Source organism: Deltaproteobacteria bacterium (assembly GCA_003696105.1).
Taxonomy (GTDB): domain Bacteria; phylum Myxococcota_A; class Polyangia; order Haliangiales; family J016; genus J016.
Window position 1 is genome coordinate 1 of sequence record RFGE01000355.1, and the last position, 14,963, is coordinate 14,963.

Below are 14,963 nucleotides of genomic sequence, written 5' to 3' on the forward strand. Positions count from 1 at the left end.
ACCGGCCACATCCCCAACGCGCTGACGCTGCCGCCGCTCGCGATCGGGCCCCTGGTGCACGGGCTTTTCGGCGGGTGGCAGGCCGCCGCGCTGTCGCTGGCCGCGGCAGTCGCGTGCGGCCTGCTGCCCTACGCCATGTTCCGCAAGGGCGCCGCCGGCGGCGGCGACGTCAAGCTGCTCGCGGCGCTCGGCGCGCTCGGCGGCATCGGCATCGGCCTCGAGGCGCAGCTGTTCGGCTTCGCGGTCGCCGCAATCGCATCGCTGGTCAAGCTCGCGTGGCACGGCCAGCTGTGGCGCACGTTCGCCAACGCGGCGCGCCTCGCGGTCAATCCGGTGCTGCCGGGCCGCCTGCGGCGCCCGATCGCCCCCGAGGCGATGGCGACCATCCGGCTGGGCGTGCCGATCCTCGCCGGCACCGCGCTGGCGGTCTGGGTGCGGTTGCCGCTGCTCGGCATCGGGGTGTGACCATGCGCGACCGACGACAGCGCGGCGCCGTGTACGTCGAGTTCCTGCTCGTGTTCCCGCCGCTGCTGCTGCTGTTTCTGTGCACGCTGCAGCTCGCGCTGCTGTACGTGGCCCACCTGGGCGTGCAACACGCCGCGGCGATGGCGACCCGCTCGGCCATCGTCGTGATCCCCGACGACCCGGTCTATTACGACGGCGCCGACAAGAACGCGTTTTCCGACCCGTCCAACTGCGGCGAGAGCCCGATGGCCAAGGTGATCGAACTCGCCGGCGCGCTCGGCAAATCCTCCGCGACGATCCCGCTGGACACCTGCCCCGACGGCCCGCGCGGCGCGCCGATCCGGGCGGCGGCGCTGCTGGCCATGCTGCCGTACTCGCCGAGCATCACCCGGTTCTTTCCGAACGCGGAGCGGTGGGCCGGCGGCGACGTCTCCGGCATGATCGGCGCGGCGCTCTACAACATGGCGGCGGTCGCCGTCACGTACCCGACCAAGCCCGGCGCCACCACCTATCGCCCGACGCTGCCCCGGTTCCACCCGGGCGACGACATCACCGTTCGCGTGACCTATGCGGCCCACTGCGGCATCCCGATCGCGCGGTTTTTGCTGTGCGATCGCCCGGTGTCGCTCGTGACCGGCGTCGACCGCGACCTGCGCCGGCGCGAAGACCCGTTCGAGATCGCCCGCGTGCAGCGGCGGCTCAAGGACTCGAAGCCGCGGGTCAAGGAGCTGCGCGAGGGCACCATGGTCCCGGCGCTGCTCGCTGTCCTGTTGTTCTCCGACGAGCGGTTCCGGCTGATCGCCGCCGAATCGACGCTGCCGCTGCAGACCGCGCCGTTCGCCTACCAGAGCGAACTCGCACCGCGAGGAGGGAGACCGTGAGCCACGGCATCGCTGTCCGCACCGCGACCGCCGCGCGCGCGCTGCTGCGCGACGACGACAGCGGCGCCCGGCACACCACGCGCGCCGACCGGTCGCGCCCGCGGCTGCGCCGCGACGACCGCGGCGCGGTCATGGTGATCGGCGTGTTCATGGCCGTGATCCTCGTCGGCATGCTGTATTTCCTCATCGGCATCGGCGACGCGATCCTCGTGCGCGAAAAGCTGCAGGATGCCGCCGACGCGACCGCGTTCAGCTCGGCCATCGTGCTCGCGCGCGGCATGAACATCATCGCGCTGCTCAACATCACCATGGCCGGCCTGCTCGCGATCCTCGTGATGCTCAAGATGATCGTCGCGGCGACCACGGCGGTCATCGCGGTGCTCGTCGGCATCTCGTGGCTGTTTCCGGGCGCGCTGGTGGCCGTGCCGCCGCTCGAAACCATGAACCGCGCCGCCGACACCGCCGCGACCGCCTACGAGCGCGTCGTCATGAAGGCGCTGTGGGGCATCAACAAGCTGTCGACCGCGGCGGGCAAGACGGTGCCGGTCGCGGCGCAAGCCAAGGCGATCGAGTTCGGCACCAAGGTCTACCGGCCGCCGGCGCAGATGGCGTTCCTGTTTCCCGTGTACTCCGGACTGCCGATCGCCGAAGACAAGTTCGAGGTGCTGTGTCGGCGCGCCGGCACGTACGCGGGCGCCGCGATCGCGTTCCCGATCGAGAAGATCGGCGGCGCGGCGGGGAGGCGCGCCGGCCGCTTGATCGAGAAGTTCACCGGCGGGCTCGCGACCAAGTTCGCCATGTACTTCTGCGGCGGCGAGGCGCCGCCCGCGATCACCTACGAACGAACCACGTTCTTGCCCGAACTCGACACCCGCGAGGCGCGCACGTGTCGCGAAAAACGCGATGCCGCCGCGTGCGACGCCGCCAAACGCCAGGTCGAGCGCCTCCGCCGCGCCTACGACTACGCGCGCGGCGAGTGCAGCCCCGGCGCCGACCGCGACGCCTGCCGCGACATGCTGCGCCGCGCCCGCACGCAGTGCACCCCGGACGCCGCCGACGTCGAGCAGTGGTGGATCCGCGAGGAGACGTTCGAGCGCGAGTGGAAGCTCGTGACCGACCCGCGCACGCGCAAGCAATCGGTCGTCCTGGTCGACGAACGCCGGCGCCAGTCGCCGCCGCGCTACCGCCCGTCCCGGCTCACCGACGAGGGCGACGACGAGCCGCCGTGCGCCGGCGACGAGTGGTCGCCGTGGAACACGTCGCCGAACGAGCCGGTGTGCGTCGAGCAGATCGACCCGCCGTCGGTGATGGAGTTCCAGATCCGCAACACCACGACGATCGTGCGCACGTTCCGCGAGGTCACCGACGTGATCGGCTGCCTGCGCGTGACCCAGGAGAGCCAGGATCTGAAGGCCCAACGCCTGTCGGGCAGCACGCGGGGGCGCACGCCGAAGCAGGTGTGCAACTGCGCCGAACTCGGCGAGCAGCGATTCCAGGTCAAGGCGTTCGTCATCGGCGAGGCGCAGCGGCTGTTTTCCCGCGACGAACGCGGCGTGCGGGTCGCCAACTTCGGGCGCAACGCCGGCCGCCCCAGCTCGCTCGTCCGCTACCTGCAGAAGGTCGGCCGCATCGCGATGGCGCAAGCCGAGTACTACTACGACGGCGACCCGACCAAGCGCGGCGAGTGGCTGTGGAACATGTACTGGAAGGCGCGCCTGCGCCGGTTCCACCTCGACCCGACGGGCTGGGAGTGCCGCTACCGCGGGCGCGACGACAACTGCCCGGGCCTCGGCGTGGCGAGGTTGTGCGGCCGCGCCTGCGCCGCGGGCCGCAAGGTGTTCGCCAAGCTCGGCGGACTGGTTCTGCACTGACCGGAGGAGACGCCGATGATCGCCGCAATTCGTTCGCAACTTCGCCGCCTGGCCGCCGATACCTCGGGTGCAGCCATCGTCGAGGCAACCATCATGCTGCCGTTTTTCATCATCGTGTTCGCGAGCGTCATCTACATGCACCGGTCGCTGTCGGCCAAGATCGACGACAGCGTGCTCGCGCGCGAGTGCGGCTTCGCACACGCCAACAGCGGCTGCGACGCGAAGAAGGTGCCGCCGCGGTGCAAACCGGGCCGCGGCAACCGCCAGCGCGGCAACCGCAGCGTGAGCTACGGCACGGCCAACCACGCCGGCATCAGCGGGCTCAGCCCCGACGAAGCGGGGGCGTTCCGGCGCGCGGTCGGCGACGGCGCACAGAAGCTCGCCGACATGGCCGACATGATCCTGCGCATCGGCGACGGCACGTCGGCGCGCGTCGACCGGCGCGTGCGCCGGCCGTCGGTGCTCGGCGGCGGCCGTACGCGTATGCGCGCGGGCTTCGCGTCGCTGTGCAACGAGAAGAAACGCGAACCGGTGGACGTCGTCATGTCCATGTACTGCGCGCTCGGCGACCTGCCGGGCTGCTAGAGGATGCCCGCGATGACCGCTACCGACATCCTTCGCCGCGCGCGCCGCACCGCCGGCCGGTTGGCTCGGGTCGCCGCCGTGCTCGCGGTGTTGCTCGCGGCGGCGACGTTGGCGATGCTGCGCGCCGCCAAGGCGCAGGCCGGCCAGAGCATGATCGATGCCGGCCGCGCGCTGGCCGGCTACGCCGAGTGGGTCGAGCCGGGACGGCGCGCGGTGGTCATCAACGGCCAGCCGCTCGCGTTCTCGGTCGCGACCGTGGATCTCGATCTGGACGACGTGCTCGACCGGTACGAGTTGTGGTGCCGCGGCGGCGCGGGGCCGTTTTCCGCCGTGCTCGACGACCTCGAGCCGGTGTCCGGCCCGGCGCTGCCCGAGCCGTGGCAGGCCTACGCGCTGCGCGAACAGCGCGACGTCGACGGCGCCGTCGGCTGCTTCCGCACGCGCGGCGCCGACCGCAGCGACGCGGCGCACCGCGCGCAGGTCGAGCGGTTCGCGGCCAGCCAGCACACGGCCGATCTGGGCACGTTCCACTACGCGTACGCGGCGCGCACCGACGGCGGCACCGTCGTCGTCACGGTGCAGAGCGAGCGCGGGGTCGACCTGGCCGCGATGTTCCCGCCGGACGGCGACGTGCCGGGCGCCGACGTCCCCGACCTGCCGCGGCCGCCCACCGGCCGGCGCGTGCTCAGCGCCGGCGAGGCCGGCCACCCCGACTCGGTGACCATCTACGCCGGCGGCGACGACTCGATCGCCGGCCTGCGCGCCCACTACGAGCGCGCGTTCGCCGACCATGGCTGGACCGTGCTGGCCGACGAGGTCACCGGCTTGCACGACCGCGCCTTCGTCGTCGAGCGCGGCCACCGGATGGTCGTGATCGCGTACGGCCTCGACCCCGACGGCGCGTCGTACGCCGCGATCGCCGAGCCGTCCGCACTGCCCGAAACCCCGTTTGCCCGCCGCGAGGACGCGGCCCCATCGAGGAGGTTCCCGTGAAACGTATCGCATGGATCGCGGCGCTGATCGTCGGCGCCGCAGGGTTCGCGCTGATCGTCGCCCACGAGCGGTCGCTCGCGCGCAAGCTGTCCGGCGGCGACCCCGTCGAAGTCCTCGTCGCCGCGCGCGACATCGCGATCGGCGAACGGCTCGACGAGTCGATGCTGGGCGTGCGCACCATCCCGTCGAGCTACATCGAACGCCGGCACATCCTCGCCGCCGACGCGCGCCGCGCGCTCGGCGTGCGCGTGTCGCTGGGCGTGCGCGCCGGCGAGGCGCTGCTGTGGAGCGACCTGGCCACCGGCGGCGGCGACCGGCGCGACCTGTCGAGCCTGGTGACGCCCGGGATGCGCGCCGTGTCGATCCAGGCGTCGGTGACGTCGCGCCTCGGCGGGCTGCTGCGCCCGGGCGACCGGGTGGACATCTTGCTCACGACCGACCGCGCGAGCCATCCGGTGACGGTGCCGCTGCTGCAAAACGTGCTGGTGCTCGCGGTCGGCGGCGACACCGGCGCGTCCGGCGAGGTGCCGCTGATCGGCGCGAAGTCGGACGTGACCGTGAGCGTCACGCTCGAGCAGGCGCAGGCGCTGGCGCTCGCACCGCACGAGGGCGAACTCGTCGTCGCACTGCGCCACCCCGAGGACATCACGGTCGTCGAGGACCTGCCGGAGACGACCTCGGCCGACATCCTCGAGCCGCAGCGCCGCGCCCGCCTCGGCGCGCGCCGCACGCTGGCCGCGCCGGCCGCCGAGCCACCGAGCGGAAAGGAGATCGAACATGTCCATTAGACCGTCGCTCGCCGCCGTGGCCACGGCCGTCGCGCTCGCCGCACCGGCCGCGCCGGCCGCCGCGCAGACCCCCGAGACGCGCCAGGTGGAGCTCACCGTCGGCCAGCAGATCACGATTCCGGCCAAGGGGGTCGCCAAGTACTCGGAAGGCGCGTCGGGAGTGGTCGACGTGCGGCTGCCCGAAGACGGCAGCGAGTTCATCGTCGTCGGCCTCGCACAGGGCATCACCACGCTGCTGCTGATCTACGAGGACGGCCACCGCGTCCAGTACACCTTCACGGTCAAGCCGCTGGGCTCCGAGGTGCCCGACGCCGAGAACATCCGGCTCGACTTCTACTTCGTCGAACTCAGCGACAGCGACAACTACAACGTCGGCGTCGCATGGCCGAGTTCGATCGGCGCCGGCGGCACGCTCAACGCGAGCATCGACCTCACGTCGGGCAGCTTCACGACCGCGACCGCGACGATCGCGGGCCATCCGCTGCCGCGGTTGGACCTGCTGCAGGCGTCGGGGTGGGCCAAGGTGGCCCGGCAGGCGTCGGTGATCACCGCCAACGGCAAGCAGGCCGAGTTCAACAGCGGCGGCGAGGTCAACATCGCAGTGCAGGGCTCGCTCGCGGCCGAGCTGCGCACGATCCCCTTCGGCACCGTGGTCAAGGTGCTGCCGCGCTACGACGAAAAGACCGGTCGCCTCGAACTGACGATTTCGGCCGACTTCTCGAGCCTGTCGGGCACCGGGTCGGTGCCGGGCCGCAGCGTGTCGAAGGTGACCACGGTGGTCAACGTCGAGATGAACCAGGCGGTCGTGCTGGCCGGGCTGCGCTCGCAGTCCGAGGCGGCGACGCGCGAGGGCCTTCCGGTGCTGTCGCAGATCCCGGTCATCGGCGCCCTGTTCGGCCGCCACGGCAAGCGCACCGAACAGGTGCAGAACGTGCTGTTCATCGTCCCCTCGGTGGTCGACGTCGTCAAGATGGACGCGCGCCGCCGGATCGGCGAGGCGCTCGCGACCTACCGCGCGTTCGACGGCGGCGCCGCGGCACCGGAGCTCATCGACGGTCAGAGGTGAGGTCGTGGAGATCGTGGTCAAAGATCGCACGGGCGCCGAGCGGGTCCATCCGGTCGCCGCGGGGTGTCCGGTCGTCGTCGGCCGCGATCCCGCGAGCGACATCGTGCTCGACGATCTCGACGTGTCGCGGCGCCACGCGGTGTTCGAGCTGCGCGACGGCGGCTGCGTCGTCTTCGATCAGTCGAGCAACGGCACGTTCGTCGGGCCGACGCACGTGCGGCACGCCTCGTTGATCGCGCCGTTCGGCACGCCGATTCGCATCGGCCCGTTCGAGCTGAGCGCGCGCGCCGCCGCGCCGGGTCACACGCCGGCGCACGGGACGCCGCCGCCGGCCGCGGCGCCGCAGCCGGTCGCGCCGCCGCGCGCGGTCGAGGTGTCCGCCGATCTGCGCCGCGCGATCCGCCGCAAGCTGCTCGACAGCCTCGACCTCGCCGAGATCGATCGCGACGCGATCGGCGACGCGGCGATGCGGCCGCGGGTCGTCGAGGCGCTCGGGTTCATCATCGACGGGCTCGCGAGCGAACTGCCGGCGGGCGTCGACCGAACGGCGCTGATCGAGGAGATGGCCGACGAGGCGCTCGGCCTGGGGCCGCTCGAGTCGCTGCTCGCCGACGACGCCGTGTCCGAGATCATGGTCGTCGATCCCGAGACGATCTACTGCGAGCGCGGCGGCAAGATCGAGCGCACCAACCTGCGGTTCACCGACAACGACGCGGCCCGCGCCGTCATCGAGCGCATCGTCACGCCGCTGGGGCGCCGCATCGACGAGGCCTCCCCCTACGTGGACGCGCGGCTGCCGGATGGCTCGCGGGTCAACGCGGTGATCCCGCCGCTGGCGCTGCGCGGGGCCTGCATCACGATCCGCAAGTTCTCCAAGCGCACCTTGGGCATGGACGACCTGGTCGGGTTCGGCGCGATGTCGCCGCAGATGGCGCGATTCCTCAGCCGGTGCGTGCGCGCGCGCGCCAACATCGTCATCTCGGGCGGAACGGGCAGCGGCAAGACCACCCTGCTCAACGCGCTGTCCGCCGAGATCCCGGCAGACGAGCGCATCGTGACCATCGAGGACGCCGCCGAGCTCAAGCTCGTGCAGCCGCACGTCGTCGGCCTCGAGGCGCGCCCGCCGAACATGGAGGGCCGGGGCGCCGTGACCATCCGCGACCTCGTGCGCAACGCGCTGCGCATGCGGCCGGACCGGATCATCGTCGGCGAGTGCCGCGGCGGCGAGGCGATCGACATGCTGCAGGCGATGAACACCGGCCACGACGGGTCGATGACCACGACCCACGCCAACAGCCCGCGCGACGCGATCGCGCGCCTCGAGACCCTGGCGCTGATGTCCGGCATCGACCTGCCGGCCCGCGCCATTCGCGAGCAGATCGCCAGCGCCGTCGACGTCATCGTGCAGCAGACGCGGCTCGGGGACGGCTCGCGCAAGGTCACCGCGATCTCGGAAATCGTCGGCATCGACGACGACGGCGCGGTGGAGTACCGCAACCTGTTCGAGTTCGTGCGGACGGGCACCGGCGACGGCGGCGCCGTGCTCGGCGAACACCGCGCCACTGGCTACCTGCCCGGGCTGCTGCCGCGGTTCATCCGGCTCGGGCTCGTGCGCGACGGAGCGTACCTGTGACGGACTCGTGGACATTTGCCGGCATCGGCGCGCAAGCGTGGCTCGGCGCCGCGCTGGTCGCGGTTGGCGTGGGCGCCGCGGTGTGGGTCGCCCTCGCGGCGGACGACGGTGCGATCGCGCGCCTGCGCAATCGCTACTTCGACCTGCTGCGCGATGACCTCGACTTTCTGATGGTGCGTGTCCGCCCCGAGCGATTCGCGCTGATTCACGCCGCCGGCGTCGTCGCGCTGGCGATGGCGGCGGCGGCGCGCGGGTCGTTCGCGCTCGCGGCGCTCGTGCCGGTGGCGGTCGCCGCGCCGCTGTTCGTCCTCGCGCGCCAGTGCGAGCAGCGCCGGCGCGCGATCGAGCAGCAGCTTCCCGGCTGGCTGCTCGTGGTCGCGAACGCGCTGCGATCGACACCGTCGATCGGCGAGGCGCTGGCGACCAGCACGCGCCTGGTCGGCGCGCCGCTCGGGGCCGAGGTCGACCTCGCGCTCAAGTCGGTCGCGCTCGGCGCGCCGCTCGACGAGGCGCTGCTGGCGATGGGCGACCGGATCGGCAGCTCGGTGGTGTCCAGCGCGCTGGCCACGCTGCTGATCGCGCGCCAGACCGGCGGCGACCTGTCGGCCACGCTCGAGCAGACCGCGGCGACGCTGCGCGAGATGGAGCGGCTCGAGGGCGTCGTCCGCACCAAGACCGCCGAGGGCAAGTCGCAGGCGTGGGTGCTCGCGATGATGCCGTTCGGCCTGGCCGCCGCGCTGCACGCAATGGACGACCAGTGGTTGCCGACGCTCACCGGGCACCCGATCGGCTGGGGGATCCTCGCGGCGTCGGCGTTCCTGTGGCTCGGTTCGATCGCGGCGGCCCGCAAGATCCTCGCGGTGGACATCTGAGGAGCGGAGGACGACGTGTTCGGGACGATGACGATCTGGATTGGCGCGGCGCTCGCCGCGGCGGGCCTCGGCGGCCTCGCCTACCTGTTCGCCGCGGCCGAGCCCGCGCCGGTCCCCACCCGCGGGCCGCGCGGCGCCGCGCGCGCGCGCACGCGCGCAGCGACCGCCGGGTTCGCCGCGCTCGAGCCGCTGTTGCGGCAGATGGCCGCGCACATCGCGCGCTGGCCGCTCGGCGCCACTCGCGCGCACATCGACCAGCGGCTCGTGCAGGGCGGCGACTGGCTGGGGATCACCGCCGACGAGTTCATCGCGCTGTCGATCCTGTCGAGCCTCGCCGGGGCCGGCGTCGGTGCGATCTTCGTCGCCCTCGGCGTCGGCGGCGGCGCGACCGTCGCGGTCGCCGTGGTCGTCGGGGGGTGGCTGCCGAACCTGCAGCTCGGCCACGCGATCGCCGAACGGTTCAAGAACGTCCAGCGCAACCTGCCGGCGGCGCTGGATCTGGCGACCATGTGCATGAGCGCCGGCCTGGACCTGCCCGGCGCGCTCCGCCAGGTCGTGGCCCACTTGCCGCGGCGCGACTCGGCCATCCGCGACGAGATCGAGCGCATCCTGCACGCGCTGTCGCTGGGCCACACCCGGCGCCGCGCGCTCGAGGACTTCGCGGAGCGCGTGCCGGTGCCGGCGGTCAAGGACTTCGTCGGCGCGGTCGTGCTCGGCGAGGAAAAGGGCACGCCGCTGGCCGAGGTCCTCGCGATCCAGGCCGGCATGTTGCGCATGCGCCGCAGCGTCAACGCCGAGGAGGCCGCCGCCAAGGCCGGCACGAAGATGATGCTGCCCCTGATGATGCTGTTTGGCTGCGTGTTCCTTCTGTTGATGGGACCGTTCGTCATCCAGGTGATGACCGGAGGACTGTGATGACCGCGCAGATGTTGATTACCGGACCCGACGGCGCGACGGCCCGCCACGCCCTCGCCATGGGCGAGCGCGTGACGATCGGCTCGAGCCCACATTGCGCGATCGCGCTGCACCACGAGCCGGCGCTGGCGCCGGAGCACATTCTCGTGAGCGCCGAACAGGACCGCTGCTGGGTCGCGGCGGCGCGCGACGCCGCGCCGATCGCCGTCGACGGCCGGCCGTTCGCGCAAGGCTACGTCGGCTGGGGCGCCGTGATCACCGTCGGCGCCACCCGAATCGCGCTCGTGCGCGACCAGCCGAACGCCGCCCCGCGGCCGGCCGAATCGGGGAACCGGCCGAGCCCGGTGTTGATCGTCGCCCTGATCGCGGCGGTCGGCTGGGCCGTGACCACCTTCCGCACCGCGGACGGCGGCGCGGCGGGCGTCGGCGTCCCGGCGCCGGAGCTTTTCGGCGCGGCCGCGAGCGAGTGTCCCGCCGACGGCGCGCCGGCCAGTCGTGCCGAGTTGTTCGCCGCGCGGGCGCTCGCCGCCGAGGAGCGCTACCCGTTCGCGCCGGCCGGCGGGGTCCGCGCCGTCGCGGACCTCGAGCGCGCCGCGGCGTGCTATCGCGCCGCCGGCGACGAGGCGACCGCCGCGCGCGCCGCTGCGCGCGCCGAGCGGCTGCGCCGGCGCATCGCCGAGGACTACCGCCTCGCGCAGATCCGGCTGGACCGCGCGATCGGCCGCGGCGACCGGGACGGCGTGCGCGAAGCGGCCGATGCGCTGCTCGCGCTGCTCGGCGACGCCGGCGGCGAGTACGCGCTGGCGCTGCGCGATCTGCGGCGCCGATTCGGCGGCCAAGGAGGAGAAACGCCATGACGACCCGACGATGGATCCTCGCACTGTGGATGTCGGCGCTCGCGGCCGGCTGCGCCGCGACGACCGCGCGGCGACCGAGCGGGCCGCCGCCGGCCGACCCGATCGCCTCGGTGTCGGCGGCGGAGTTGGCCGCGCGCGGGCGCGCGTACGCGCGCGCCGGCGATCTGGTCCGCGCCGAGCAGTACCTGGCGGCCGCGCTGGCCAAAGGCGGGGACGACCGCGACATCGTCCCGCAGCTCGTCGAGGTGTGCGTCGCCGGTTCGCGGCTGCGCGCGGCGATCGCCCACGCCGACAGCTACCTCGCGCGACACCCGGGCGACGCCGGCATGCGCTACGTGCTCGGCGCGCTGCGGTGGGCGGCGGGCGACCGCGACGGCGCGCGCGCCGAGCTGCGCCGGGCGCTCGAACTGGCGCCGCGGCTCGCGGACGCCGAGTTCGCGCTCGGACAGATCGCGGTCGAACAAGACGACGACGAGGCGGCTCGCCGGCACATGGCGCGCTACCTGGCGCTGGCGCCGAGCGGGCGCCACGCGCGCGAGGCGCGCGCACTCGTCGGGGCGCGCCCGCGGCCGGTCGAGCTCGCGGCGCCGGCGCGCCCGCGGCCGGTCGAGCTCGCGACGCCGGCGCGCCCGCGGCCGGTCGAGCTCGCGACGCCGGCGCGCCCGCAACCCGAACCGGCGCAACAGGAGGTGACGCCGTGACCGCCATCCCGATCGAGGTGTTCGAACACACGCTGCTCGAGTTCTTCGCGCCGATCCGGCCGTACCTCGAGGACCCGGGGGTGAGCGAGATCCTGATCAACGGCCCCCGCTCGATCATCGTCGAGCGATCCGGCCAGCTCATGCCCGTGCCCGCGGCGTTCGACAGCGACGCCGCGATCGAGGCCGCGCTGCGCAACCTCGCGCAGTACGTCGGCCGCCGGTTCGATCGCGAGCATCCGATTCTCGAGGGCCGGATGCCCGACGGCTCGCGGGTCGAGGCGATCTTGCCGCCAGCGGCCGCCGGCGGCGCCCACGTGGCGATCCGCCGGTTCTTCAAGGAGAAGCTCACGATCGACAAACTGATCGCGTTCGGCTCGCTCACGCAGGAAGCCGCCGGGCTGCTCAACGCGCTCGTCGCCTGCAAGCAGAACATCGTGGTCGCCGGCGGCACCGGCTCGGGCAAGACGTCGCTGCTCAACGCGCTGTCGTCGTTCATCCCCGACGGCGAGCGCATCGTCGTCATCGAGGACGCGCGCGAGCTGCAGCTCGCCAAGTCGCACGTCGTCCAGCTCGAGGCGCAGCCCGCCGACGAGCGCGGGCGCGGCCGGATCACGATCCGCGATCTGTTCCGGGCGACGCTGCGGATGCGGCCCGATCGGATCGTGGTCGGCGAGATCCGCGGCGGCGAAGCGGTGGACCTGGTGCAGGCGATGACGTCGGGCCACGGAGGCTGCATGTCGACGCTGCACGCGACCTACCCGAGCGACACGCTCAACCGGCTCGAGACGATGGCGCTGATGGGCGACGTCGACCTGCCGCTGACCGCGCTGCGCGCACAGATCGCGTCGGCGATCGACATCATCGTGCAGACCTCGCGGTTGCAGGACGGATCGCGCTGCGTCACCCACATCACCGAGGTCGCTGGCTACGCGCCCGACGCGGGGTACCAGCTCGTCGACCTGTACACCCGGCGCATCCTCGGCCGCGACGCGGACGGCCGCGTGCGATCGGAGCTCGTCGCCACGGGAGCGGCGCCGCGATGCCAGCCGATGATGGAAGCGCTCGGGTTCGCGGGAGGTGGATCGTGAGCGGGCCGCGGGTCGAGCTGCGCCTGATCGCGGGCGAGTCGAACACGCCGGTGTGGCGGTTCGACGCCGACTCGGGACGCGTCGTCCTGCGCATCGGCGCCGGCGCCCACTGCAACTGGCGGATTCAGGCGCGCGGCGTGCGCGACAACCACCTGATGGCGCTGTGGAACGGCGCGCGGCTGTCGCTGATCGACGCGGGCGCCGGCGATGCGTGGATCGACGGCATCCCGCTGCGCGGATCGCTGGTGGTGGCGCGCGGAACCGTTCGCCTCGGCGACGCGGCGTTCGAGGTGCGCGGCGAAGGCTACGACGCGGCGACCGCGCTCGGCACGCGCAGCGCCGACCCGGCGGCGGCGACGATGCTCGCGGTGGCCGGCCAGCCGGGCGATGCCGAGTCCCCGCCGTCGATGACGTTGCCGCTCACGCCCTCGCCCGCGACCGCCGCGCCGGCGCGCGCCGCCGCCGGCTCCGCGCACGCCGCGCGCGCGCCGGTCGCGCCGATCGCGCACGCCGGCTCCGCGCCCGCCGCGCCGATTGCAGCCGCCGGCACCGCGCCCGCGCCGGTCGCGCCGATCGCGCACGCCGGCTCCGCGCCCGCCCCCGCCGTCGCCGGCGAGATTCCGACGCGGTCGGCGGCGGCGCCGCGGCCGGCGGCCAGCGGCGAAATCGCGACGCGGATCGCGCGGCCGGCGGCCAGCGGCGAGATCGCGACGCGGATCGCGCGGCCGGCTCCCGCCGGCAAGGGCCGCGCCGCGGCGCTGCCGGAGACGAACATCTTGCGCGCGCCGGCGGCGCCGCCGGTGACGCCGTCGACCCGGTTCGCCGTGCCGGATGGCTGCGCCTCCGACGACACCGACGACATCGCGGGCGCGACGCCGCCGAAAGGGCGCGTGCGCGTCCCGCCGCGCACCGTCGCGCTCGCCGCCGTCGCCGCCGCCGCGGCGATCGCGCTGCTGTGGATGTCCCGTACGCCGGCGGCCACGGCCGAGCCGCCGCCGGACGACCCGCAGGCGGCCGCGATCGCCACCGGCGAACCCGCCGGCCCGCCCGCGACCGCGCCGGGCGCGACGACCGCGACCGCGCCATCCGGCCCGCCCGCGACCGCGCCGGCCCGCGACGCCGCCGGAGCCGCGGCGACCGCGCCATCCGGCCCGCCCGCGACCGCGCCGGCGGAAGCCGGCGGCCGGGGCGCGCCGGCAGACGACCCGCTCGCGACCGCCCACTGCAAGCGCCGCACGCGGTGCCGGCCGCGCAGTCCCGAAGAGATCGCCGCCGACCTGGTCATCGCCGGGCGCTACCGCGAGGCGCTGCCGCGCTACCGGCGGCTCGCCGCCGATCACCCGGACGAGCCCGCCTACGCCGCGGTCGTCACCGTGCTCGAGCACAAGGTCGCGCCGCCGTGCGGCGGCAAGGAGGACGCGCCATGCGAACAACGCCGATGATGCCCGCCCGCCGCGGGCGCGCCGCGCGCCGGCGCTGGGCGTGCGCGATCGGAATCGCGGCCGGCATCGCCGGCTGCGACCGCGCGCCCGCGCCCGCCGCGCACGCCGACGACAGCCCCTACACGTTCGAGCTGACCGCGCGCGACGACCGCGGTGCGCCGCTTTCGGGTGTCCGCGTCGTCCTCGCTGGCACCGAGCGCGGCGCGACGGACGCCGGCGGCCGGTTTGCCATGGAGCTGCACGCGCCCGACGGCGCCCGCGCGGCGCTCGCGGTACGCTGCCCCGACGGCTACGCCGCCGCCGACGTCCCCGATGCGGTCGTGTTCCGCCCGGTGCGCGCGCTCAACGGCGGCCGCGCCCCGATCCGGGTCGACGTGGTGTGCCCCCGCGCGCAGCGGATCGTGGCGCTGGTGGTTCGCGCCCAGCACGCGGGACGCGACCGCGGCGGGGTCGAAGATCTGCCGGTCGTGGTCGACGGTCAGGTGCGCGCCCGCACCGGGCCCGGCGGCATCGCCCACGTCGCGCTCGACCGCGCGCCGGGCGCGGCGGTGCGCGTCGCCCTCGACACGTCGGCGGCGCCGGCCCTGCGGCCGCGCAGCCCCGAGCGCATCGTGGCGGTCGGCGACCGCGACGACGTGTACGTGATCGACCAGACGTTCAAGCGCGAGCGATCGCGGCGGCGCCGGGCGCGCCGCGCGGTCGCACCGAGCGAGCCGCGGCCGGAGCCGCCGAAGCCGCGGCGGCCGGTGAAGGTGCAGTAAACGGTGCAGTAAGCGGGACCCGGTGTTGACGCGGCACGGACGGGC

At 74.0% G+C, this 14,963-nt stretch carries 14 protein-coding genes; all 14 read left to right on the plus strand.

The features are described from left to right. Positions 1–465, plus strand: a 465-nt coding sequence (locus tag D6689_22015; GenBank protein RMH36660.1) for a hypothetical protein, incomplete at its 5' end; no start/stop codon positions are given. Positions 466–467: 2 nt separating this feature from the next. Continuing rightward, entirely contained in the window at positions 468–1,346 is an 879-nt protein-coding gene (locus tag D6689_22020; GenBank protein ID RMH36661.1) for a hypothetical protein, read from the plus strand. Then, a complete protein-coding gene (locus D6689_22025) occupies positions 1,343–3,217 on the plus strand; it encodes a hypothetical protein (protein RMH36662.1) in 1,875 nt (624 codons plus the stop codon). Before D6689_22020 ends, D6689_22025 begins: the two co-directional genes overlap by 4 nt. A 15-nt stretch (positions 3,218–3,232) precedes the next feature. Next, entirely contained in the window at positions 3,233–3,802 is a 570-nt protein-coding gene (locus D6689_22030) for a hypothetical protein (protein ID RMH36663.1), read from the plus strand. A gap of 794 nt (positions 3,803–4,596) precedes the next feature. After that, entirely contained in the window at positions 4,597–5,583 is a 987-nt protein-coding gene (cpaB, locus tag D6689_22035; protein ID RMH36673.1) for a Flp pilus assembly protein CpaB, read from the plus strand. Next, positions 5,573–6,649 (plus strand): hypothetical protein, encoded by a 1,077-nt coding sequence (locus D6689_22040; GenBank protein ID RMH36664.1) that lies wholly within the window; start codon positions 5,573–5,575, stop codon positions 6,647–6,649. Before cpaB ends, D6689_22040 begins: the two co-directional genes overlap by 11 nt. 4 nt (positions 6,650–6,653) lie before the next feature. Continuing rightward, the gene (locus tag D6689_22045; GenBank protein RMH36665.1) at positions 6,654–8,282 is read left to right on the plus strand and encodes an FHA domain-containing protein; all 1,629 of its coding nucleotides are present in this window, start codon (positions 6,654–6,656) and stop codon (positions 8,280–8,282) included. After that, positions 8,279–9,154, plus strand: a complete 876-nt coding sequence (locus D6689_22050) for a hypothetical protein (protein RMH36666.1) — start codon at positions 8,279–8,281, stop codon at positions 9,152–9,154. Before D6689_22045 ends, D6689_22050 begins: the two co-directional genes overlap by 4 nt. A gap of 15 nt (positions 9,155–9,169) precedes the next feature. Continuing rightward, a complete protein-coding gene (locus tag D6689_22055) occupies positions 9,170–10,069 on the plus strand; it encodes a type II secretion system F family protein (protein RMH36667.1) in 900 nt (299 codons plus the stop codon). Beyond that, a complete protein-coding gene (locus tag D6689_22060; GenBank protein ID RMH36668.1) occupies positions 10,069–10,926 on the plus strand; it encodes a hypothetical protein in 858 nt (285 codons plus the stop codon). The genes D6689_22055 and D6689_22060 overlap by 1 nt, the downstream gene beginning before the upstream one ends. 29 nt (positions 10,927–10,955) lie before the next feature. Beyond that, complete coding sequence (locus D6689_22065) at positions 10,956–11,627, plus strand: hypothetical protein (protein RMH36669.1); 672 nt, start codon at positions 10,956–10,958, stop codon at positions 11,625–11,627. After that, a complete protein-coding gene (locus tag D6689_22070; protein RMH36670.1) occupies positions 11,624–12,715 on the plus strand; it encodes a CpaF family protein in 1,092 nt (363 codons plus the stop codon). Before D6689_22065 ends, D6689_22070 begins: the two co-directional genes overlap by 4 nt. Then, on the plus strand, positions 12,712–14,157 hold the full coding sequence (locus D6689_22075; GenBank protein RMH36671.1) for a hypothetical protein: 1,446 nt from the start codon (positions 12,712–12,714) through the stop codon (positions 14,155–14,157). The genes D6689_22070 and D6689_22075 overlap by 4 nt, the downstream gene beginning before the upstream one ends. Continuing rightward, positions 14,154–14,918, plus strand: coding sequence for a hypothetical protein (locus D6689_22080; protein ID RMH36672.1), 765 nt, complete (start codon positions 14,154–14,156; stop codon positions 14,916–14,918). Before D6689_22075 ends, D6689_22080 begins: the two co-directional genes overlap by 4 nt. Positions 14,919–14,963: the final 45 nt, after the last annotated feature.